Source organism: Streptomyces sp. NPDC048416, assembly GCF_043200435.1.
Lineage (GTDB): Bacteria > Actinomycetota > Actinomycetes > Streptomycetales > Streptomycetaceae > Streptomyces.
Map to the genome: position 1 here is coordinate 58,712 of NZ_JBICXU010000013.1, position 19,725 is coordinate 78,436.

A 19,725-nucleotide genomic window follows, 5' to 3' on the forward strand; every position below is an offset into this window, starting at 1 on the left:
GGTCGCCGCCCTGGCACACGGGCAGGGGTTTGGATGTTTATGCGGACCAAACCCTACTGGACGCTATTTGGGGTCGCGCGGGGAGGGTGCCCAACGCGCCGTCCGAGCGCCCGAAGGGGTGGAGGCCCGGTGGAATCCCGGCCTCCGGGCGCCATCTGACGGCCCCTCGCCCCGGTCGGCGGCCCGCGCCCGGCACACCGGGGTTAGCGTGACGCCGTGCCCTACTTCGACGCGGCCTCATCGGCCCCCCTGCACCCCGTCGCCCGCCAGGCCCTGCAAGCCTCCCTGGACGAGGGGTGGGCCGATCCGGCCCGGCTGTACCGCGAGGGGCGGCGCGCCCGGCTGCTCCTGGACGCGGCTCGCGAGGCCGCGGCGGAGGCCGTCGCCTGCCGTCCGGACGAGCTCAGTTTCACCGGTTCGGGGACGCGCGCGGTGCACTGCGGAATTTACGGATCCTTGTCCGGGCGTCGGCGTGTCGGGCGGCACCTGGTGGTGTCCGCGGTCGAACACTCCTCGGTCCTCCATTCGGCCGCGTCCCACGAGTCGGACGGCGGTTCGGTCACCGAGGTCGCCGTGGACCGTACGGGCCGGGTCTCCCCCGAGGTCTTTGCCGCGGCGCTGCGTCCCGGCACCGCGCTCGCCTGCCTCCAGTCCGCCAACCACGAGGTGGGCACGGTCCAGCCGGTCGCCGAGGTGGCCGAGGCATGCCGGGCCGCGGGGGTGCCGCTCCTGGTGGACGCGGCGCAGTCGCTGGCGTGGGCGCCGGTCGACGGCGCCTGGTCCATCCTCGCGGCGAGCGCCCACAAATGGGGCGGTCCGGCAGGAGTCGGACTGCTCGCGGTGCGCAAGGGTGTCCGGTTCGCGCCCCAAGGGCCCGCGGACGAGCGGGAGTCGGGGCGGGCGCCCGGCTTCGAGAACATTCCGGCGATCGTGGCGGCGGCGGCCTCGCTGCGCGCCGTACGGGCCGAGGCGGACGCCGAATCGGCGCGCCTGCGGGCCCTGGTGGACCGGATCCGCACCCGGGTCGCGGAGCTCGTGCCGGATGTGGAGGTGGTCGGCGATCCGGTGCGGCGGCTGCCGCACCTGGTCACCTTCTCGTGTCTCTATGTCGACGGAGAGACGCTGCTGCACGAGCTCGACCGGGCGGAATTCTCGGTTTCATCCGGTTCGTCCTGCACGAGCAGCACGCTGACGCCCAGCCATGTGCTGCGCGCGATGGGGGTCCTGAGCGAGGGCAACGTCCGGGTGTCGCTGCCGCTGGGCACCACGGACGGGGACGTGGACCGGTTCCTGGAGGTGCTGCCCGGCGTGGTCGCCTCCGTACGGACGAGGCTGGGGGCCCCGGCCGCGACGGGCGGCACCGCCGGCACCGCCGGCACCGCCGGCACCGCCGACCCCGCGCAGGTCACGGTGGACTCGCTCGGCCGGCTCTGCCCGATCCCGGTCATCGAACTGGCCAAGGCGATCGGGAAGGTGCCCGTCGGTGGGGTCGTGACGGTGCTCGCCGACGACGAGGCGGCCCGCCTCGACATCCCGGCCTGGTGCGAGATGCGGGACCAGGAGTACCTGGGCGAACACGCGGCGGGCGGCGGAACCGCCTACCGGGTGCGCCGTACGAGCTGAGCCGCGCCGGAGCGGGCCCTACTGGAGGTGCGCCGTACGAGCCGAGCCGCGCCGGAGCGGGCCCTACTGGAGGTGGGCCCGCACCTCGGCGGCGGCCTCGTCGCCGTACGCCTTGGTGAAGCGGTCCATGAAGTTGGCCCGGCGCATCGTGTACTCCTGGGTGCCCAGCGTCTCGATGACCAGGGTGGCCAGCATGCAGCCGAGCTGTGCGGCGCGCTCGTGGCCGACGCCCCAGGACAGGCCCGTCAGGAAGCCGGCGCGGAACGCGTCGCCGACGCCGGTCGGGTCGACCTTGGCCTCCTCCTCCGGGACGCCCACCACGATGGGCTCGGCGCCGGTCCGCTCGATGCGCACGCCGCGCGAGCCGAGGGTGGTGACCCGGTGCTCGACCTTGGCCAGGATCTCCTCGTCGCTCCACCCGGTCTTGGACTCGATGAGCCCCTTCTCGTACTCGTTCGAGAACAGGTACGTCGCGCCGTCGAGCAGGGTGCGGATGTCGTCGCCCGACATGCGGGCGATCTGCTGCGAGAAGTCGGCCGCGAAGGGGATGCCGCGCGCCTTGCACTCCTCGGTGTGGCGCAGCATCGCCTCGGGGTCGTCCGCGCCGATCAGGACGAGGTCGAGGCCGCCCACCCGGTCGGCGACGGCCTTCAGCTCGATCTGGCGGGCCTCGCTCATCGCGCCGGTGTAGAAGGAGCCGATCTGGTTGTGGTCGGCGTCGGTGGTGCACACGAAGCGGGCCGTGTGCAGGACCTCTGAGATCCGCACCGAGCCGGTGTCGACGCCGTGCCGGTCGAGCCAGGCGCGGTACTCGTCGAAGTCGGAGCCGGCCGCGCCGACCAGGATGGGCCGGCCGCCGAGCTGGCCCATGCCGAAGCAGATGTTCGGACCGACACCACCACGCCGTACGTCGAGGTTGTCGACCAGGAAGGAGAGGGAGACCGTGTGCAGCTGGTCGGCGACCAGCTGGTCGGCGAATCGGCCGGGGAAGGTCATGAGGTGGTCGGTGGCGATGGAGCCGGTGACTGCGATACGCACGGCGGGGGCGCTCCTGGTGGGAATCCTGAGGGGCGGGCGTTGACGGTTCACGCTACCGGGTCGCTCCCGCCGGGCCGACCGGCGGAAACTACCCAATAGTAGGTCTTACCGCGCACACGGTGTGCTGCGTACCGTGCGAGACATGGAAACCAAGGTGAACAGTGGGCGTGGGCCGGCGGTCGATCCGGGTCTCGCGGACCTGCGCGGCGACTGCGCGCGAATGGCTCCGCACTGGGTCGTGCCGGAGAAAACTGCTCCGTCGCCGGTGCCGCCGTCCCGCATCCACGGTGTGACCATTCCGCAGTCCTCGGTACGTCTGATCGCCGACATGTCCGAATACGGGGACTGAAACGGCCTGATCGCGCGGGGTACGGCGCACGGAGGGAACCGTGCGCTCCCCCGCTCCGTCCAATCGCCGTCCCTCGCACAGGGGATGCGGCATACGACTGGACAGGAGCGATCTGGTGAGCAGCGAGCACACGCAGGACGAGCCCCGGCAGCGGCGTTCCCGGCGGTCTGCCTTGGTCCTCGCCGCGGCCGCCGTGGCCGTACTGGCCGCGGGTGGCGGCGGGGCGTACTGGGCCACGACGGCGTCCTCGGGCGGTACGGCCGCCGCGCCCGGCAAGGACGGCGCGCCGCCGCCCCTCGCACTCGACAGCGCCCCGGCCGCGAGTGGCGGCGCGGACGGGGGCGGGCACGGCAACGGCATCGCACCGGGTGAGCCGGACCCCAACGGGGTGGTCTACCGGGCGTCGGTGAAGCTGCCCGGCGGGCCCGGCAAGGCGGCCGTCCACCAGCCGCACGGCACGGTGAGCGAGGCCGATGTGAACCGGCTCGCGCGGGCGCTCGGCGTCGAGGGCACGGCGCGCCTCGAGGGCGGCACCTGGAAGGTCGGCGCGACGAAGGACGGCTCGGGGCCGACCCTGACGGTCGGTCAGAAGGCGCCGGGTACCTGGTCGTTCGCGCGGTACGGCACCGGCGGCACGGACAACTGCCCCAAGGGCCGGATGTGTCCGATGCACACCACGGGCGCGGACGCGGGTGGTGAACCGGGCGGCGGCGCGCCGGTGAGCGAGCAGGCGGCGAAGGCCGCCGCGGCTCCGGTCCTCAAGGCACTCGGCCAGGACGACGCCAAGCTGGACGCCAAGGAGATCCTTGCCTCGGCCCGGGTGGTGAACGCCGATCCGGTGGTCGACGGCCTTCCCACCTACGGCTGGACGACCGGCATCCAGATCGGCTCCGACGGCCATGTGCTGGGTGGCAGCGGGCAGTTGAAGACGCCGGACAAGGGCGCCACCTATCCGGTGATCGGCGCCGACCAGACACTGGCGCAGCTCAACAGCCACGTGACGCAGCGGCCGAAGGCCAAGGACTGCACGGGCCCGGTGCCGCTGGACGGACAGCCCACCAAGGGCCGGCTGCCGAGCGACCCCCAGGGCAACATCCAGCAGCCCTGCAACAAGCAGCCCACGCCTTCGGCCATGACGGTCGACGGGGCCGTGTTCGGGCTTTCCGCGCAGTCCGTGGACGGCGTCCAGAGCCTCGTACCGTCGTGGCTGTTCCAGGTGAAGCCGGACGCCGGGCAGGCATTCACGATCGCCGCCCCGGCGGTGGCCCCGCCGTACATCACCAAGCCGCCGGCGAGTGGCGCTCCCGTGCCGACGCCGTCGGGCTCGGCCACGACGCCGGGCACCCACGGCCAGACGCTTGAGTCCTACGCGCTCGCGTCCGACGGGCGCGCCCTGGACGTCACGTTCTGGGGCGGGGTGTGCAGTACGTACACGGCGAGCGCCGACGAGAGCGGCGACGGCGTGCGCGTCACGGTGACCGGGCAGGTCACGGACCCGAAGAAGATGTGCGTCGCCCTGGCCAAGCAGCAGACGGTGCGGATGGAGCTGCATCAGGCGCTGGGGGCGCGCAAGGTGCTCGACGCGGCCACCGGCAAGGAGCTGCCGAAGAAGTAGCGCGGCCGCGCGGGGGTGCCGGGCCGGGGGTGCCGGGCCGGACGGAGGGGCGTGCGTACCGGCGAGGACGAAGGTGCGCGCGGGCACGACGAAGGCGTACGCGGGCACGACGAAGGCGTACGCGGGGACGACGAAGGCGTAAGCGGGCACGACGAAGGCGTACGCGGGGACGACGAAGGCGTACGCGGGCATGGCGAAGGCGGGCGTCCCCGGTGAACGGGGGCGCCCGCCTTTCGACCGGCACGGGGTTTCATGCGCTCGCGAGCGCCACCCGCGGGCCCGTCCGTGAGGCCCAGGGGGCGTCCGGCGGACCAGAACCCGCTAGCTGAAGGAGTCGCCGCAGGCGCAGGAACCCGTCGCGTTCGGGTTGTCGATCGTGAAGCCCTGCTTCTCGATGGTGTCGACGAAGTCGATCGAGGCGCCGCCCAGGTACGGAGCGCTCATGCGGTCGGTGACGACCTTGACGCCGTCGAAGTCCTTGACGACGTCGCCGTCGAGCGAGCGCTCGTCGAAGAACAGCTGGTAGCGCAGGCCGGAGCAGCCACCCGGCTGAACGGCGACGCGCAGCGCCAGGTCGTCCCGGCCCTCCTGCTCAAGGAGGCCCTTGACCTTGGCGGCGGCGGCGTCGGACAGGAGGATGCCGTCGCTCACGGTGGTGGTCTCGTCCGATACGGACATCTGCTTCTCTCCCGGGTTGTACGGAGACTGCTTGCCGACGGTTGCAACCGGCGGGGCCCCGGATCCATTCCCATGGACTCCGGGTGCTTCTCTTTCATGCTCGCACACCCGGAGGCAGGCGGGAAAAGGCCTGGGGACAACCGCGTACCGGACGGGGCGCGGCCCGCGCCGGGGCCGGGTGCGTCACATCGACGCTATGGCCATCGTCAAAGTGACGTGAAGCAGTTATGATAGATAGCGTCATTTAGACGAAAACCTCGGTGTGAGCACTGGCTCACCGGAGCGGCCCCGCCGCGCTGATCTGGAACAGAAAGGGTGCGTGACGTGACCACCGCCCAGCCCCGTCAGGACCTCGCCGGCCTCGTCGAGCTCGACGTACAGCCGACGCCGCTCGCCCTGCTGCTGCTCGGCCGGGAGGCCGACCCCAAGAGCGAGCGCGGCGTGGAGTGCCCCGGCGACCTGCCCTCGCCGTCCGACCCGGACCTGGTCGAGCGCGCCCGCGCGGCCAAGGCGAAGCTCGGGGACAAGGTCTTCATCCTCGGGCACCACTACCAGCGCGACGAGGTCATCGAGTTCGCCGATGTGACGGGCGACTCGTTCAAGCTGGCCAAGGACGCCGCCGCACGGCCCGAGGCCGAGTACATCGTGTTCTGCGGTGTGCACTTCATGGCCGAGTCCGCCGACATCCTGACCGGCGACGACCAGAAGGTCGTCCTGCCGGACCTCGCCGCGGGCTGCTCGATGGCCGACATGGCCACCGCCGAGCAGGTCGCCGAGTGCTGGGACGTGCTGACCGAGGCGGGCATAGCCGAGCAGGTCGTGCCCGTCTCGTACATGAACTCATCGGCCGACATCAAGGCGTTCACCGGCAAGCACGGTGGCACCATCTGCACCTCCTCCAACGCCGAGCGCGCCCTGAACTGGGCGTTCGAGCAGGGGGAGCCCGGTTCGACAAAGGTGCTGTTCCTGCCGGACCAGCACCTGGGCCGCAACACCGCCGTGCGTGACCTCGGCATGTCGCTCGACGACTGCGTGCTCTACAACCCGCACAAGCCGAACGGCGGGCTCACCGTCGAAGAGCTGCGGAACGCGAAGATGATCCTGTGGCGCGGGCACTGCTCGGTGCACGGCCGCTTCTCGGTCGACTCGGTGAACGACGTGCGCGAGCGCATCCCGGGCGTGAACGTCCTGGTGCACCCCGAGTGCAAGCACGAGGTCGTGGCCGCGGCGGACTACGTCGGCTCGACGGAGTACATCATCAAGGCCCTGGAGGCCGCCCCGCGCGGCTCCAAGTGGGCCATCGGCACCGAGCTGAACCTGGTGCGGCGGCTGGCCAACCGGTTTGCCGCCGAGGACAAGGAGATCGTCTTCCTCGACAAGACGGTCTGCTTCTGCTCGACCATGAACCGCATCGACCTGCCCCACCTGGTGTGGGCCCTGGAATCGCTCGTCGAGGGCAAGCTGATCAACCAGATCCAGGTCGACCGGGAGACCGAGAGCTTCGCGAAGCTGGCCCTGGAGCGGATGCTGGCGCTGCCGTAGCCACTCCCCCGCCGTACGCCGAAGGCCGCCCCCACGACAGGGGGCGGCCTTCGGCGTACGGCTCCCGGTCAGTTCACACGCGGTCGGTCCACTCCGGGTCAGTCCACGGGCGGCCAGTCCACTCCGGGTCAGTCCACGCGCGGGCGGACAAGACCCGATTCGTACGCGATGACCACCAGTTGCGCGCGGTCGCGGGCGCCCAGTTTGGCCATCGCGCGGTTCACATGGGTCTTCACGGTGAGGGGGCTGACGGCAAGGCGCTCGGCGATCTCGTCGTTGGAGTGGCCGCCCGCGACCTGGACCAGGACCTCGCGCTCGCGCACCGTGAGCGCGGCAAGCCGCTCCCCGTGGCGCCGCGGGTCCTCCTCGCCGGCCTCCCAACTGCCGCCCTGCGCAAGGAAGGTGGCGATCAGGCCCTTCGTCGCGGCCGGGGAAAGCAGCGCCTCGCCCGCCGCGGCGACGCGGATCGCGCCGAGCAGTTCCTCGGGCTCGGCGCCCTTGCCGAGGAAGCCCGAGGCGCCCGCCCGCAACGACCGCACCACGTACTCGTCGACCTCGAAGGTCGTCAGCATCACCACGTGGACACCGGCGAGCGCGGGGTCGGCGGTGATGGCGCGGGTGGCGGCGAGGCCGTCGGTGCCGGGCATCCGGATGTCCATCAGGACGACGTCCGGCAGGGTCGCGCGGACCACCGAGACGACCTCGTCGCCGTCGGCCGCCTCGCCCACCACCTTCATGTCCGGCTCCGAGTCGACCAGGACGCGGAACGCCGAGCGCAGCAGCGCCTGGTCGTCGGCGAGTACGACCGTGATCGTCATGGTGTGCCTTCCCCCGGGGTCCCGGTGTCCGGGGCCTTGACCGGCAGTATCGCCTGTACGCGGAAGCCGCCGCCGTAGCGGGGTCCGGCGGTGCAGCTGCCGCCGAGGGCGGTGACGCGCTCGCGCATGCCGAGCAGGCCGTGGCCGCCGCCGTCTCCCGGCGCGCCGGTGCCCGCGCCATCGTCGATGACGGTGATCTCGGTGTGGGGGCCGACCCGTACGACGCTCACCTGCGCCCTGGCGCCCGGGCCTGCGTGCTTGCGCACATTGGTCAGCGCCTCCTGGATGATCCGGTAGGCGGCGAGGTCGACGGCGGCGGGCAGCGGGGACTCGTCGGTGCGGGCGAGCTCCACGGGCAGCCCCGCGCGCCGGAAGCCGCCGAGCAGATCGTCGAGCACGGCGAGGCCCGGGGCCGGCTCGGTGGGCGCTTCGGGGTCGCCCGACTGACGCAACAGGCCGACGGTCGAGCGGAGTTCGTTCAGTGCCGAGCGGCTGGCCTCGCGCACATGGGCCAGGGCCTCCTTGGCCTGGTCGGGCCGCTTGTCCATGACGTGCGCCGCGACGCCGGCCTGGACGTTGACCAGGGCGATGTGGTGGGCGACCACGTCGTGCAGCTCGCGGGCGATGCGCAGCCGCTCCTCCGCGACCCGGCGCCTGGCCTCCTCCTCGCGGCCGTGCTCGGCCCGCTCGGCGCGCTCACGGATCGCGTCGATGAAGGCCCGCCGGCTGCGTACGGCGTCTCCGGCGGCCGCGGCCATGCCGGTCCAGGCGAAGATCCCGAGGTGTTCCTGCGCGTACCAGGGCGGGGTGCCGAGCAGCATGGCGGTGCCGGTGAGCACGACGATGGTGAGCACGCCGACCCGGTAGGTGGTGGGGCGGTCGGTGTGGGCGGCGACCGTGTAGAGGGCGACGACCGCGCTCATCGCCACCGGGGCGGGCGGGGCGCCCAGCGACAGCTCGACCATGGTGAGCGCGCTGGTGCAGGCGAGCACGGCCATGGGCCTGCGCCGCCTCGGTACGAGGGCGAGGGCGGCCAGCACCATCAGGACGAGGGAACGCGCGCCGGGCGTCCGGGTGCCGAAGGTCGGCCCGGTCGGCCCGTGCGGATCGGCGAAGGACGCGATGACCATGGAGATCAGCACGCCGAGGGCGAGGGCCGCGTCCAGGACAAGCGGGTGCGCCCTGAGCCACGGCAGGGCCCGGTCGATGAGGGTCACGGCCACCTACCGTAAGGGTCCCGGAACGCGGGAACGCCGTCCCGGCCCGCCCGACGCCGTACCCCGGCCCCGTGACGGCCGGGCGCCCGGGGCCGGATCCGCTTCCCCCGGCCCGGGACAAGGGCGCGGCAAGCGGCTGGGGGCCGGGCGCCGCAAGCGGCTCGGGGCCGGGCCCGGTCGGGCCGGCGGCGTCAGCCCGGAATCAGACCGTCGTCGCTCAGCATCTGCCTGACCTCGTCCAGACTCGCGTCCGGGCTCGGCAGAATCAGCTCGGACGGTTCGAGCGCGTCGTCGGGAAGGGGCTCGCCCAGGCGGCGCACCGCGTCCAGGAGCGCGCCGAGGGTGCGGCGGAAGCCGTCCTCGTCACCGGCCTCCATCTCTTCGAGGAGGTCGGTGTCGAGCTTGTTGAGCTCGGTGAAGTGGCCGTCCGCCAGCTTCACCTGCCCCTCCCCCATGATCCGGACGATCATGAACGTCTCCTGCCGTTCGTCACTGCTTGTCGAAGCGCGGGCTCTGCTGCGGCGCCTTGTCCTCGGGAGCGGCGGTGCCGCCCTCGATGGCCTGCTTGCCTGCGGACCCGCCGCCCATCAGCTCGGCCTTCATCCGCTGCAGCTCCAGCTCTACATCCGTACCACCGGACAGCCGGTCGAGCTCGCTCTGGATGTCGTCCTTCGCCAGGCCCGACTGGTCGCTGAGGGCGCCCGACGCGAGCAGTTCGTCGATCGCGCCGGCCCGCGCCTGGAGCTGCGCGGTCTTGTCCTCGGCCCGCTGGATGGCCATGCCGACGTCGCTCATCTCCTCGGAGATGCCCGAGAAGGACTCGGCGATCCGGGTCTGCGCCTGGGCCGCCGTGTAGGTCGCCTTGATCGTTTCCTTCTTGGTGCGGAAGGCGTCGACCTTGGCCTGGAGGCGCTGGGCCGCGAGGGTGAGCTTCTCCTCCTCGCCCTGCAACGTCTGGTGCTGTGTCTCCAGGTCGGTGACCTGCTGCTGGAGCGAGGCGCGGCGGGACAGGGCCTCGCGGGCCAGGTCCTCACGGCCGAGCGAGAGGGCCTTGCGGCCCTGGTCCTCCAGCTTGGAGGACTGGCTCTGGAGCTGGTTGAGCTGTAGCTCCAGACGCTTGCGGGAGGTCGCCACGTCGGCGACGCCCCGGCGTACCTTCTGAAGCAGCTCCAGCTGCTTCTGGTACGAGTAATCGAGGGTCTCGCGAGGGTCCTCGGCCCGGTCAAGGGCCTTGTTCGCCTTCGCGCGGAAGATCATCCCCATACGCTTCATGACACCGCTCATGGGCTTCGCGCGCCCCCTTCTTAACGACTCCAGCTCCAGCTGCTGCAACAGAACCCACAGTACGGGCCCTGCATCCATTACCGCACTGTTCGGGCGCCGATGCGCTCATCCCCAAGGACGACTACGCCCGCCGCCGGTCCGGCGCAGGGAGTAGGTGAACCTCGGGGACAGTGCACCGCCCGCCTCCAAGGACGCAAGGCGTTGCGGGATCGTTCCCCACCGGCCTGGGGTCCATGCCGGGCACCCCGTACCCTTGGGGATTGTGTTCCGTAGCCGCTCCAACGCAGAGAAGGCCCCCACCGAAAAGGTGACGGCGGACCTCTCCCAGCCCCGCGACCCGCAGGCCCCCAAGGGGCGCCCCACTCCCAAGCGGAGTGAGGCCCAGACCCAGCGCCGCCGTGCCTCGACCGTGCCGACCGACCGCAAGGAGGCCGCCAAGCGTCAGCGCGAGGCGCGCCGCGTCGACATGGCCAAGCAGCGCGAAGCGCTCGCCAATGGCGACCAGCGCTATCTGCCGGCCCGTGACAAGGGCCCGGTGCGCAAGTTCGTCCGCGACTTCGTCGACTCCCGGTTCTCGGTGGCCGAGATGTTCCTGCCGCTCGCGGTGATCATCCTGGTGCTCTCGATGATCCGGATCGGCAGCCTCCAGAACCTGTCGCTGCTGCTGTGGCTCGTGGTGATCGTGCTCATCGTGCTCGACTCGATCGGGCTCGGCTTCCGTCTGAAGAGGGCGCTGTCCGCCCGCTTCCCGGACGAGCCGAAGAAGGGCGCCGTCGCCTACGGCCTGATGCGCACCCTCCAGATGCGCCGGCTGCGGCTGCCCAAGCCGCAGGTCAAGCGCGGAGAGAAGCCCTGAGCGGGAAGCCGTCCGGGTTCACCGGCGCCTCCGGCGCCTGGCTGAAGGGTCTCGTCGGGCTGCGCAATGTCGTCCGTCAAGAGCTCGTGGCCCGTCATCTCGACGAGCAGATATCCGGGCGTTTCCCCGTGGGCCGGCGGCTGCGCGTCCTGGACGTCGGCATGGGCCAGGGCACCCAGGCCCTGCGTCTGGCCCGCGCCGGGCATTCGGTGACCGGGCTCGAATCGGACGCGGCGATGCTCCAGGTGGCCCGCGAGGCGCTGGCCACCGAGCCCGAGGGCATTCGCGAACGCGTCCGCCTGATCGAGGGCGACGGCCGCGAGACCGGGGTGCACTTCCTGCCGGGCTCCTTCGACGTGGTGCTCTGCCACGGCGTGCTGATGTACGTCGAGGAGCCGGATGCGATGCTCGCGGGATTGGCCCGGATGCTCGCCCCCGGCGGTCTGCTCTCGCTGCTCGTACGGAACGCCGACGCGCTGGCCCTGCGGCCCGGGCTCGCCGGTGACTGGCCGGGCGCCCTTGCGGCCTTCGACACCGCCTCGTACACCAACCGGATCGGCCTGCCGGTCCGCGCAGACCGGCTCGCCGCGCTGACCCGCACGCTCGACGGGATCGCGGCGCCGCTGCACACCTGGTACGGGGTGCGGGTGTTCACCGACAACGTGCCCAACGAGGCGGAACTGCCGGCCGCCGAGGAACTGGAACGGCTGCTCGCCGCCGAGGACCGGGCCGGGCGCACCGACCCCTACCGCCAGGTCGCGGCGCTGCTGCACCTCTTCGGCGTGCGGGACTGAGGTTTCGGCATACGGGTCCGCGACGGGTCCGCGATGTCGGGGGTACGGGTCCGCGATGACTCCGTGATGTTGGCGTACGGGTCCGCGATGTCGGGGTACGGGACGCCGGGTGGGGGTGTACGGCGCGTGGACCCCGGTCCGACGCCCCGGTACCTGATCGGGCCCACCGACAGGCCGTCATATCGGACCAAAGGGATACTCCTGCCATGGATGCATCTCTTCGCCCCGGCCGGGTGCGCCGTTCGGCGCTGCCGTTGACCGCCGCCGTCGTCGCCGCCACCGCCCTTCTTGCCGGCGGCTGTTCGGACACCGGCTCCGGGGCGCCGAAGGCGTCGCCGCGTCCGTCCGCGAGCATGTCGGCCGCCCAGCGCAACGGTTCCGGCGGGACCGACAGCCTCCAGAGCGACTACCAGCGGGTCATCAAGGACGTGCTGCCCTCGGTCGTGCAGATCGACGCGTCCAACAGTCTCGGCTCGGGCATCGTCTACGACGGTCAGGGCCACATCGTCACCAACGCCCATGTCGTGGGCAACGAGCGGACCTTCAAGGTGACGGCCTCCGGAAGCAGTTCGGCGATCACCGCCAAGCTGGTCGCCGCCTATCCCGAGCAGGACCTCGCCGTGATCAAGCTGGACTCGGTGCCGGGCGGCCTGAAACCGGCCAGGTTCGGGGACTCCTCGAAGGTCGAGATGGGCCAGATCGTCCTTGCGATGGGCTCGCCGCTCGGGCTCTCCTCCAGCGTCACCCAGGGCATCGTGTCCGCAACGGGCCGCACCGTGTCGGAAGGCAGGGACGGCGGCGGGACCGGCGCGACCATCGCCAACATGGTCCAGACATCGGCCGCGATCAACCCCGGCAACAGCGGCGGCGCCCTGGTGAACCTCGACGACGAGGTCATCGGCATCCCGACGCTCGCCGCGACCGACCCGGACATGGGCGGCAGCGCCGCCCCGGGCATCGGCTTCGCGATCCCGGTGTCGATGGTGAAGACGGTCGCCGGCCAGATCATCAAGAACGGCAAGGTCACCGACTCCGGCCGGGCCGCGCTCGGCATCACGGGACGCACCGTGGTCGATTCCGGCTACCAGCCGGCCGGCGTCGCGGTCGTGCGGACTGCGGCGAACGGCGCGGCGGCGAAGGCGGGTCTGAAGGTGGGCGACATCATCACCGGGCTCGGCGCCACCGACATCCTGTCGATCACCGCGCTCACGGAGGCGCTGGCCGCGGACAAGCCCGGCCAGAAGGTCCAAGTGACGTACACGCGCGACGGCGCGAAGAAGACGGCGGAGGTCACGCTGGGCGAGATCTGAGGGGCCGCGGCGGGTGCGGGGTGCCCGCGTCTCGCGCAGTTCCCCGCGCCCCCAGCGGTGCTCGTGCCGGGCAGGGCGACATACCTAGCCCGTCCGGCGATTGAGGACGAGCGCCGTTCAGGCGCGTTCCGGGGTCTGGGGCGGAGCCCCAGGCAACCCCGCCTACGGGTGCGGACCGTGACCGCCCCTCGCGCAGTTCCCCGCGCCCCTGGCGGTACTCGTGCCGGGCGGCATGGACATACCCAGCCCCTCCGGCGATTGAGGACGCCCGAACGGGGTCCGGGGCGGAGCCCCGGGCAACCCCGCCTTCGGGTGCGGACCGTGACCGCGTCTCGCGCAGTTCCCCGCGCCCCCAGCTACTCCGTGCCGGGCAGGGCGACCTACCTAGCCCGTCCGGCGATTGAGGACGAGCGCCGTTCAGGCGCGTTCCGGGGTCCGGGGCGGAGCCCCGGGCAACCCCGCCTGCGGGTGCGGACCGTGACCGCCCCTCGCGCAGTTCCCCGCGCCCCTGGCGGTACCCGTGCCGGGCAGCGTGGACATACCCACCCCTCCGGCGATTGAGGACGCGCGCACGGGGTCTGGGGCGGAGCCCCGGGCAACCCCGCCTTCGGGTGGGGCCGGGGGCATCACGAGCCCCCAGCCCCTTCAGGGCGGCCCCGCACCCGGGCCCCGCGGCCGTCAGACCTGCTCGGCGTGCAGGCTCATCGGGCCGTAGATCTTCGTGCCGTCCTCGAAGAGGAAGACCTGGTCGGCCCCGCCTTCGAGCAGGTCCTTCCACACCTCACCGATCCAGGACTCCGCATCGCCCTGGGTCGTGAACTCCTCCGGCGTCACCGCCGGCTCGACCTCCGTACCGTCCGACTTCTCGAAACGCCACGTCCACGCCATGTCCGCCTCCTGGGTCGCGTTGCTGCCCGCAGCGTAACCGGGCGCGCAAGAGGGCCGGTGACGCGGCAGGATCATGGCTGTGGAACTGACTCTCCTCGGCACCGGGGCCCCCGCCGGCCTGCCGCGCCCCGACTGTCCCTGCGCCGCGTGCGCCGTCGCCCGCGGCGGCGACGCGCGCGCCGCGACCGCCCTGCTCGTCGACGGCGCGCTGCTGCTCGACCTCACCCCGGGCGCGGCGCTCGCCGCCGCGCGCGCCGGGCACTCGCTCACCGGCGTGCGCCAGGTGCTGCTCACCCATCCGCACGACGGCCCCGCGGTCGAGCTGCCCGCTGCCCTGCCCGCCGCGGGCCGGGTGCCCGACGGCCGCACGCTGACGCTGATCAGCGGCCACCGGGTGCTGGCCGTGCCGCTCGACTCGCCGGGCACCGGGTACGAGGTGACCTCGCCCGACGGCGAACGGCTGCTGTACCTGCCGCCGGGCGGGGCGCCCGCCGGGGCGTCGGCGATGCGGCCGTACGACATGGTGGTGGCGGACGTCTGCGGGCGGCCCGACGCGCTGGCGCGGCTTCGGGCGGCCGGCGGCATCGGTCCCGCGACGGACGTGATCGCGGTGCACATCGGCCACGAGGTGCCGCCAGGGCGGGAGTTGGAGCGCCGGCTCGCCGCGCTCGGCGCGCGTGCGGTGCCGGACGGCACGACGCTGGTCGTCGGCGAGTACCACGCGGTGCCCGACCTGCCCCGGCGCACCCTCGTGCTCGGCGGCGCGCGCTCCGGCAAGTCGGTGGAGGCGGAACGGCGCCTGGCGGCCTTCCCCGGGGTCGTGTACGTCGCGACGGGCGGCTCCCGCGAGGGCGACTCGGAGTGGGCGGCGCGGGTCGGACTGCACCGCGAGCGCCGGCCCGCGACCTGGCGCACGGAGGAGACCTGCGAGCTCGCGCCGCTCCTGGCCGAGCCCGGGCCACCGCTCCTGATCGACTGTCTGGCGCTGTGGCTGACCGACGCGATGGACCGGGTCGGCGCGTGGGACGACGAGAAGTGGGCGGCGGGCGGCGAGCGGGCCCTGAAGGAACGTACCGCCGAGCTCGTCGCGGCCGTGCGCGGCACCGCGCGGACGGTGGTGGCGGTGAGCAACGAGGTGGGCTCCGGCGTGGTGCCCGCGACGCCGTCGGGGCGGCGCTTCCGCGACGAACTGGGGCGCCTGAACGCGGTGTTCGCGGCCGAGTGCGAGCAGGTGCTGCTCGTCGTCGCGGGCCAGGCGCTCACGCTGCGCGGCTGAAGTGCGCCCGCTGGCGGTACTGTTCGGCAGATGAGCAGGCTGAACCTGGACGACTTCTCCGATCTGATCGAACGCCCCGACAACGGTGTGCGGCGTGACGCCGAGGAACGCCGGGAGCGGCAGAGCGTGCCACCGGGCGCACTCGGCCGGCTCGACGAGCTGGCCACCTGGCTCTCGGCGGCGCAGGGCGCGTGCCCGGTCCGGGCCGTCGAGCGGCCCCGCGTGGTCCTCTTCGCGGGCGACCACGGCGTGGCCTCGCTCGGTGTCTCGGCCCGTCCCGCCGCATCGGCGCACACCGTCGTACGGTCCGTCCTGGACGGGGCGAGCCCGGTCGCGGTACTGGCCCGCAGCCAGGGCGTCCCGGTCCGTGTCGTCGACGCGGGCCTGGACTGCGACCCGGCGCTGCTGCCCGAGGACGTCGTACGCCACCGGGTGCGGCGCGGCAGTGGCCGCATCGACGTCGAGGACGCGCTCACCGTCGCGGAGGCGGAGGCGGCCGTACGGCTCGGCGTGCGGATCGCCGACGAGGAGGCCGACTCCGGCACGGACCTCGTGGTGCTCGGCGACCTCAGCGTGGGCGGCACCACCCCCGCCGCGGTCCTGATCGCGGCGCTGTGCGGCACGGACGCCTCGGTGGTGACCGGCCGCGGCGGCGCGGGGATCGACGACCTGGCCTGGATGCGCAAGTGCGCCGCGATCCGCGACGCGCTGCGCCGGGCGCGGCCGGTCCTCGGCGACCAGCTCGAACTGCTGGCCGCGGTGGGCGGCGCTGACCTCGCCGCCCTGACCGGTTTCCTGTTGCAGTGCGCGGTGCGCAGGCTGCCGGTGATCCTGGACGGGGTCGTCGCGTCGGCCTGTGCGCTGGTGGCCCAGCGTGCGGCGTTCCGGGCTCCGGAGTGGTGGCTGGCGGGTCAGTCGAGCGGCGAGCCGGGCCAGGCCAAGGCGCTCGACCGGATGGCGCTCAACCCTCTGCTCGACCATGGCGTCACAGTGGGCGAAGGAACCGGGGCACTGCTCGCTCTTCCCCTCGTGACCGCCGCGGCCGCACTGGCCGCGGAACTGCCCGAGCGCACCGACCGGCGCACGGAGACCACACGGGAGAGCGGCGACGAGTGAGCCACGGGCAGAATCGGGGGGTTCCCCCCGGCTCCGCCCGTGGTCACCGTGGAACGCTTTGCCCCCATATCATCGCGTTTCATGGGAGAAGTCCGCTTGAGTACCACCGAAGGAACGGACCGGAGCACCCCCGGGTCGCGGTACGGCGCGGCGTTCGCCGTCTGGTACCTGCGCATCGTGACGTTCATCAATTTCCTCAGTGCCGTGTGGGTCACCCTCGGCCAGGGGCTTCGGCGTCACAACACGGACGACTACTTCACGCCGTACCTGCTCGAAGCCGGCTTCACGTCCGGCGTCGTGACGCTCTTCCTCGCCGTCACGATGCGCCGCCGCAAACGGGCCGCCTGGATCCTGAACATGGTGCTCGGCGGGCTCTTCCTGCTGCTCTTCGCCTATGTCATGGCCCTGCCCGGCTTCCACCGCTACGCGCAGAACTGGATCTCGCTCGGGCTCACCACGGCCTTCGTCGTGGCGCTCGTGGCGGGCCGCCGCGAGTTCTACGCCAAGGGCGACCGCTCCAACCCGCTGGCGGCCGTGGTGACCGCCGTCGGCGGGCTGCTCGTCACCTCGCTGATCGCGGCTGTCCTGGTCAGCGCGACCAACACCTATGACGGCACCGACCAGTCGACGTTCCTGCAACGCTGGCGCTACGGCCTGATGCGGCTCGTGTTCCTGGTCCCCGACGACCGCCACACCCAGGGCGTCACCACCCCGGGCTGGGTCAACGTCACCATCAACGTCCTCGCCACCCTGCTCCTCATCGCGGTCATCTTCGCCGCCTTCCGCAACCGCAGGGCGGTGGACCCGCTCACCGTCGAGGACGAGGAGAAGCTGCGGACGCTGCTCGACAAGCAGGGCGAGCGCGACTCGCTGGGCTACTTCGCGCTGCGCCGCGAGAAGGCCGTCATCTGGTCGCCGACCGGCAAGGCCGCCGTCACCTACCGGGTCATCAACAGCGTCTCGCTGGCCTCCGGCGACCCCATCGGCGACCCCGAGGCCTGGCCCGGCGCGATCGAGCCGTGGCTGGCCGAGGCCCGCGAGCACGGCTGGATCCCGGCCGTCACCGGCGCCGGCGAGGAAGCCGGACAGATCTACGCCCGGCACGGTCTCGACGCCCTGGAGATGGGCGACGAGGCGATCGTGGAGATCGCCGATTTCACCCTGGAGGGCCGCGCCATGCGGACCGTGCGCCAGGCCTACAACCGGGTGAAGCGGGCCGGCTACGACGTGCGGATCCGGCGCCACGCGGACATCCCCGCCGAGGAGATGGACGAACTCCTGCGCAAGGCCGACGACTGGCGCGACGGCGCCACCGAACGCGGCTTCTCCATGGCGCTCGGCCGGCTCGGCGACCCCGCCGACGGCCAGTGCATGATGCTCGAATGCTTCGACGGCGAGGGCGAGTTGAGGGCGCTGCTCAGCTTCGTGCCCTGGGGCCCCCACGGACTCTCGCTCGATCTGATGCGCCGTGACCGCGACTCCGAGAACGGCCTGATCGAGTTCATGGTGATCGAACTCCTCCAGCGCGCCAAGGAGATCCAGATCACGCAGGTCTCACTGAACTTCGCGATGTTCCGTTCCGTCTTCGAGCGCGGCTCGAAGCTCGGGGCGGGACCCGTGCTGAGGCTGTGGCGCTCGCTCCTCAGCTTCTTCTCCCGCTGGTGGCAGATCGAGTCGCTGTACCGGTCCAACGCCAAGTACCGGCCGATCTGGGAGCCACGGTTCACCTTGTTCGAGAAGAGTGCGGACCTGCCGCGCATCGCCATCGCGTCCGCGCGCGCCGAGGGGTTCCTCGAAGCCCCCGGCCTGCCCAAGTGGCTGCACCGCAGACACCTGGAGTCGCAGAGATGAGCGGTGCGGCACGAAGAGGGGTGCGCCGGTTCGCACAGCGCGAATGGGGGCCCCTGGTCGCGACCGTGACGTACGCGCTGCGCACCCGGCGCCTGCGTGCGGTCCGGCTCACCCTCTCGGCGGTCGCCCTCACCTCGGTCTTCCAGATCATCCAGAACCAGTCCTGGGGTTTCCGGCCGATCCAGATCATCGGTTCGGTGAAGGCCGAGTACCCGCTGTGGCTGTCGCTCCTGCGCACCCCCTTCTCGCTCTTCGTGCCGGCCCTGGACCTGCCGGTGTGGGGCGCGCTCCTCCAGGTGCTCCTCGTGTTCGGCATCGCGGAGATCTGCATCGGGCGCGGCCGGATGCTGCTCATCGCGTACGCCGCGACCCTGGCCGGCACCCTGTACGCACGGGTCGGCATCCACATCGGCCCGGACAGCGTCTTCGGCCTCCCCGCGTCGGCGGCCGACATGGTCGACACGGGGCCTTCGGCTGCCGTCGTCGCCCTCGCCGTGTACGTGTGCTGGCGCTACCGGGCGTACTGGACGGCCGCGGTCGTGGTGGCCTCGATGATCGTCGAGGTGGTGCTCAAGAACAACCTGGCGGGCAAGGAGCACGTCGCCGCGCTCATCGCCGTCGCCGCGATCTGCTGGATCACCTGGACACGGCAGAACCGGCGCCGCCGCCGCGATCAGGGGCGGCGGACCGGGAGCTTGTCGGGCGCGCCGCCGATCCAGTCCTGAAGCCGTCGGCGCGGCGCCGACCAGCGCCGGTCGTGGTGGTAGGCCCGCAGCACGGACCTGGCCCGCGCGCGCGGGCGCCCGCGGTAGAACCGCCGGGCCCACGGGGAGCCGGGGCGGGCGAGCCGGACCGCGCCGAAGAGTGCCACGAAGGGCACGAAGGCGCCGAGCACCGCGAGCCGCACCTTGCCCTTGAACAGGGCGATAAGGACGAAACAGAAATTGACCACGAGGGTGGCGATGAACGACCCGCGGTCCTGCTGTTCCTGGGGGCTCACGTCGTTGACGCCGAGCGGTGAGAACCCGGCGAGCACCAGCGCCATGAGGGCGGCGGTCAGGACCACGATCTCGACGCTCTTGCGCCCGTTCTCGCTCCAGTACACGTCGTCCAGGTGCAGGATCAGCGCGAACTCGTCGAGGACGAGACCCGCGCCCATCCCGAAGAGCACGGCGAAGACGGCCGGGGCGACCCCGTGCCGGCCGCTGCCGACCGCCCCGAAGCCGCCGACGATGGTGAGGATGACCCCGGGCACCACATGGTGGATGTGGAGGCCGCCCGGCTTGATGTTCCCGAACGGGCCGCGTCCCGCCCGGATCAGCCGGGTGATGGAGCGCGTGACGAGGAACGTCAGGACGAACGCGGTCAGCGCGAGCAGCGTGGGGAGCTTGCCCGGCTCGGTGATGTTCCGGTAGAACCAGTGACCCATCCCACCCGCTCCTGTTTGCGCCGATATGCGCAATTTACCGC

19 protein-coding genes are annotated in these 19,725 nt (G+C 72.1%); 11 read left to right on the forward strand and 8 right to left on the reverse strand.

What is annotated here, in order from left to right:
* The first annotated feature begins 216 nt into the window (after positions 1-216).
* The gene (locus ACGFW5_RS18655) at positions 217-1,623 is read left to right on the forward strand and encodes a cysteine desulfurase/sulfurtransferase TusA family protein (RefSeq protein ID WP_393835329.1); all 1,407 of its coding nucleotides are present in this window, start codon (positions 217-219) and stop codon (positions 1,621-1,623) included.
* Between the two features lie 63 nt (positions 1,624-1,686).
* Here ACGFW5_RS18655 and ACGFW5_RS18660 read toward each other — a convergent pair whose 3' ends face one another.
* Positions 1,687-2,661 carry a carbohydrate kinase family protein gene (locus tag ACGFW5_RS18660; protein WP_393835330.1) on the reverse strand — a complete coding sequence of 325 codons (975 nt, stop codon included), beginning with the start codon at positions 2,659-2,661 and terminating at the stop codon, positions 1,687-1,689.
* Between the two features lie 142 nt (positions 2,662-2,803).
* On the opposite strand from ACGFW5_RS18660, the gene ACGFW5_RS18665 reads away from it, so the two are divergent.
* Both ACGFW5_RS18665 and ACGFW5_RS18670 read left to right on the forward strand, forming a co-directional pair.
* Positions 2,804-3,010: a hypothetical protein gene (locus tag ACGFW5_RS18665; protein WP_393835331.1), complete on the forward strand. Its 207-nt coding sequence runs from the start codon at positions 2,804-2,806 to the stop codon at positions 3,008-3,010.
* 115 nt (positions 3,011-3,125) lie between these two features.
* On the forward strand, positions 3,126-4,625 hold the full coding sequence (locus ACGFW5_RS18670) for a hypothetical protein (RefSeq protein ID WP_393835332.1): 1,500 nt from the start codon (positions 3,126-3,128) through the stop codon (positions 4,623-4,625).
* A 321-nt stretch (positions 4,626-4,946) separates the two neighbouring features.
* Here the strand turns inward: ACGFW5_RS18670 and ACGFW5_RS18675 are convergent, their stop codons facing one another.
* Positions 4,947-5,303 (reverse strand): iron-sulfur cluster assembly accessory protein, encoded by a 357-nt coding sequence (locus ACGFW5_RS18675; protein ID WP_030933606.1) that lies wholly within the window; start codon positions 5,301-5,303, stop codon positions 4,947-4,949.
* Between the two features lie 315 nt (positions 5,304-5,618).
* Between ACGFW5_RS18675 and nadA the strand changes: the two genes are divergently transcribed.
* Positions 5,619-6,845, forward strand: a complete 1,227-nt coding sequence (gene nadA, locus ACGFW5_RS18680) for a quinolinate synthase NadA (RefSeq protein WP_393835333.1) — start codon at positions 5,619-5,621, stop codon at positions 6,843-6,845.
* A 128-nt stretch (positions 6,846-6,973) separates the two neighbouring features.
* Here the strand turns inward: nadA and ACGFW5_RS18685 are convergent, their stop codons facing one another.
* From ACGFW5_RS18685 to ACGFW5_RS18700, 4 genes are all read right to left on the reverse strand, one after another.
* Positions 6,974-7,663 carry a response regulator gene (locus tag ACGFW5_RS18685; RefSeq protein ID WP_393835334.1) on the reverse strand — a complete coding sequence of 230 codons (690 nt, stop codon included), beginning with the start codon at positions 7,661-7,663 and terminating at the stop codon, positions 6,974-6,976.
* Positions 7,660-8,880: a sensor histidine kinase gene (locus ACGFW5_RS18690; RefSeq protein WP_393835335.1), complete on the reverse strand. Its 1,221-nt coding sequence runs from the start codon at positions 8,878-8,880 to the stop codon at positions 7,660-7,662. Before ACGFW5_RS18690 ends, ACGFW5_RS18685 begins: the two co-directional genes overlap by 4 nt.
* Before the next feature lie 191 nt (positions 8,881-9,071).
* Entirely contained in the window at positions 9,072-9,350 is a 279-nt protein-coding gene (locus tag ACGFW5_RS18695) for a hypothetical protein (protein WP_393835336.1), read from the reverse strand.
* A gap of 19 nt (positions 9,351-9,369) precedes the next feature.
* Positions 9,370-10,164 (reverse strand): PspA/IM30 family protein, encoded by a 795-nt coding sequence (locus tag ACGFW5_RS18700; RefSeq protein WP_393835337.1) that lies wholly within the window; start codon positions 10,162-10,164, stop codon positions 9,370-9,372.
* 262 nt (positions 10,165-10,426) lie between these two features.
* Here ACGFW5_RS18700 and ACGFW5_RS18705 point away from each other — a divergent pair, with 262 nt between their 5' ends.
* The 3 genes from ACGFW5_RS18705 to ACGFW5_RS18715 all read left to right on the forward strand — a co-directional run bounded on the left by ACGFW5_RS18705 (position 10,427) and on the right by ACGFW5_RS18715 (position 13,124).
* Positions 10,427-11,020 (forward strand): DUF3043 domain-containing protein, encoded by a 594-nt coding sequence (locus tag ACGFW5_RS18705; protein ID WP_393835338.1) that lies wholly within the window; start codon positions 10,427-10,429, stop codon positions 11,018-11,020.
* Positions 11,021-11,079: 59 nt separating this feature from the next.
* Positions 11,080-11,814, forward strand: a complete 735-nt coding sequence (locus ACGFW5_RS18710; RefSeq protein ID WP_393835422.1) for a class I SAM-dependent methyltransferase — start codon at positions 11,080-11,082, stop codon at positions 11,812-11,814.
* A 206-nt stretch (positions 11,815-12,020) separates the two neighbouring features.
* Complete coding sequence (locus tag ACGFW5_RS18715) at positions 12,021-13,124, forward strand: S1C family serine protease (protein WP_393835339.1); 1,104 nt, start codon at positions 12,021-12,023, stop codon at positions 13,122-13,124.
* Between the two features lie 678 nt (positions 13,125-13,802).
* On the opposite strand, the gene ACGFW5_RS18720 is transcribed toward ACGFW5_RS18715, so the two are convergent.
* Positions 13,803-14,012: a hypothetical protein gene (locus ACGFW5_RS18720; RefSeq protein ID WP_393835340.1), complete on the reverse strand. Its 210-nt coding sequence runs from the start codon at positions 14,010-14,012 to the stop codon at positions 13,803-13,805.
* Between the two features lie 79 nt (positions 14,013-14,091).
* Between ACGFW5_RS18720 and ACGFW5_RS18725 the strand changes: the two genes are divergently transcribed.
* From ACGFW5_RS18725 to ACGFW5_RS18740, 4 genes are all read left to right on the forward strand, one after another.
* On the forward strand, positions 14,092-15,288 hold the full coding sequence (locus tag ACGFW5_RS18725; RefSeq protein WP_393835341.1) for a bifunctional adenosylcobinamide kinase/adenosylcobinamide-phosphate guanylyltransferase: 1,197 nt from the start codon (positions 14,092-14,094) through the stop codon (positions 15,286-15,288).
* A gap of 30 nt (positions 15,289-15,318) precedes the next feature.
* The gene (gene cobT / locus ACGFW5_RS18730; protein WP_393835342.1) at positions 15,319-16,404 is read left to right on the forward strand and encodes a nicotinate-nucleotide--dimethylbenzimidazole phosphoribosyltransferase; all 1,086 of its coding nucleotides are present in this window, start codon (positions 15,319-15,321) and stop codon (positions 16,402-16,404) included.
* An 81-nt stretch (positions 16,405-16,485) separates the two neighbouring features.
* On the forward strand, positions 16,486-18,255 hold the full coding sequence (locus tag ACGFW5_RS18735) for a phosphatidylglycerol lysyltransferase domain-containing protein (RefSeq protein ID WP_393835343.1): 1,770 nt from the start codon (positions 16,486-16,488) through the stop codon (positions 18,253-18,255).
* On the forward strand, positions 18,252-18,980 hold the full coding sequence (locus ACGFW5_RS18740) for a hypothetical protein (protein WP_393835344.1): 729 nt from the start codon (positions 18,252-18,254) through the stop codon (positions 18,978-18,980). The genes ACGFW5_RS18735 and ACGFW5_RS18740 overlap by 4 nt, the downstream gene beginning before the upstream one ends.
* Here ACGFW5_RS18740 and ACGFW5_RS18745 read toward each other — a convergent pair.
* Positions 18,929-19,684: a hypothetical protein gene (locus ACGFW5_RS18745; RefSeq protein ID WP_393835345.1), complete on the reverse strand. Its 756-nt coding sequence runs from the start codon at positions 19,682-19,684 to the stop codon at positions 18,929-18,931. The two genes, ACGFW5_RS18740 and ACGFW5_RS18745, sit on opposite strands and share 52 nt — an antisense overlap.
* Between the last annotated feature and the right edge of the window lie 41 nt (positions 19,685-19,725).

Bases quoted from the DNA above. Each gene is read 5' to 3' on its own strand.
- ACGFW5_RS18735 (WP_393835343.1), top strand. From the start codon at position 16,486: ATGGGAGAAGTCCGCTTGAGTACCACCGAAGGAACGGACCGGAGCACC.
- ACGFW5_RS18720 (WP_393835340.1), bottom strand. From the start codon at position 14,012: ATGGCGTGGACGTGGCGTTTCGAGAAGTCGGACGGTACGGAGGTCGAG.
- ACGFW5_RS18715 (WP_393835339.1), top strand. From the start codon at position 12,021: ATGGATGCATCTCTTCGCCCCGGCCGGGTGCGCCGTTCGGCGCTGCCG.
- ACGFW5_RS18695 (WP_393835336.1), bottom strand. From the start codon at position 9,350: ATGATCGTCCGGATCATGGGGGAGGGGCAGGTGAAGCTGGCGGACGGC.
- ACGFW5_RS18675 (WP_030933606.1), bottom strand. From the start codon at position 5,303: ATGTCCGTATCGGACGAGACCACCACCGTGAGCGACGGCATCCTCCTG.
- cobT (WP_393835342.1), top strand. From the start codon at position 15,319: ATGAGCAGGCTGAACCTGGACGACTTCTCCGATCTGATCGAACGCCCC.
- ACGFW5_RS18665 (WP_393835331.1), top strand. From the start codon at position 2,804: ATGGAAACCAAGGTGAACAGTGGGCGTGGGCCGGCGGTCGATCCGGGT.
- ACGFW5_RS18745 (WP_393835345.1), bottom strand. From the start codon at position 19,684: ATGGGTCACTGGTTCTACCGGAACATCACCGAGCCGGGCAAGCTCCCC.
- ACGFW5_RS18685 (WP_393835334.1), bottom strand. From the start codon at position 7,663: ATGACGATCACGGTCGTACTCGCCGACGACCAGGCGCTGCTGCGCTCG.
- ACGFW5_RS18740 (WP_393835344.1), top strand. From the start codon at position 18,252: ATGAGCGGTGCGGCACGAAGAGGGGTGCGCCGGTTCGCACAGCGCGAA.
- ACGFW5_RS18700 (WP_393835337.1), bottom strand. From the start codon at position 10,164: ATGAGCGGTGTCATGAAGCGTATGGGGATGATCTTCCGCGCGAAGGCG.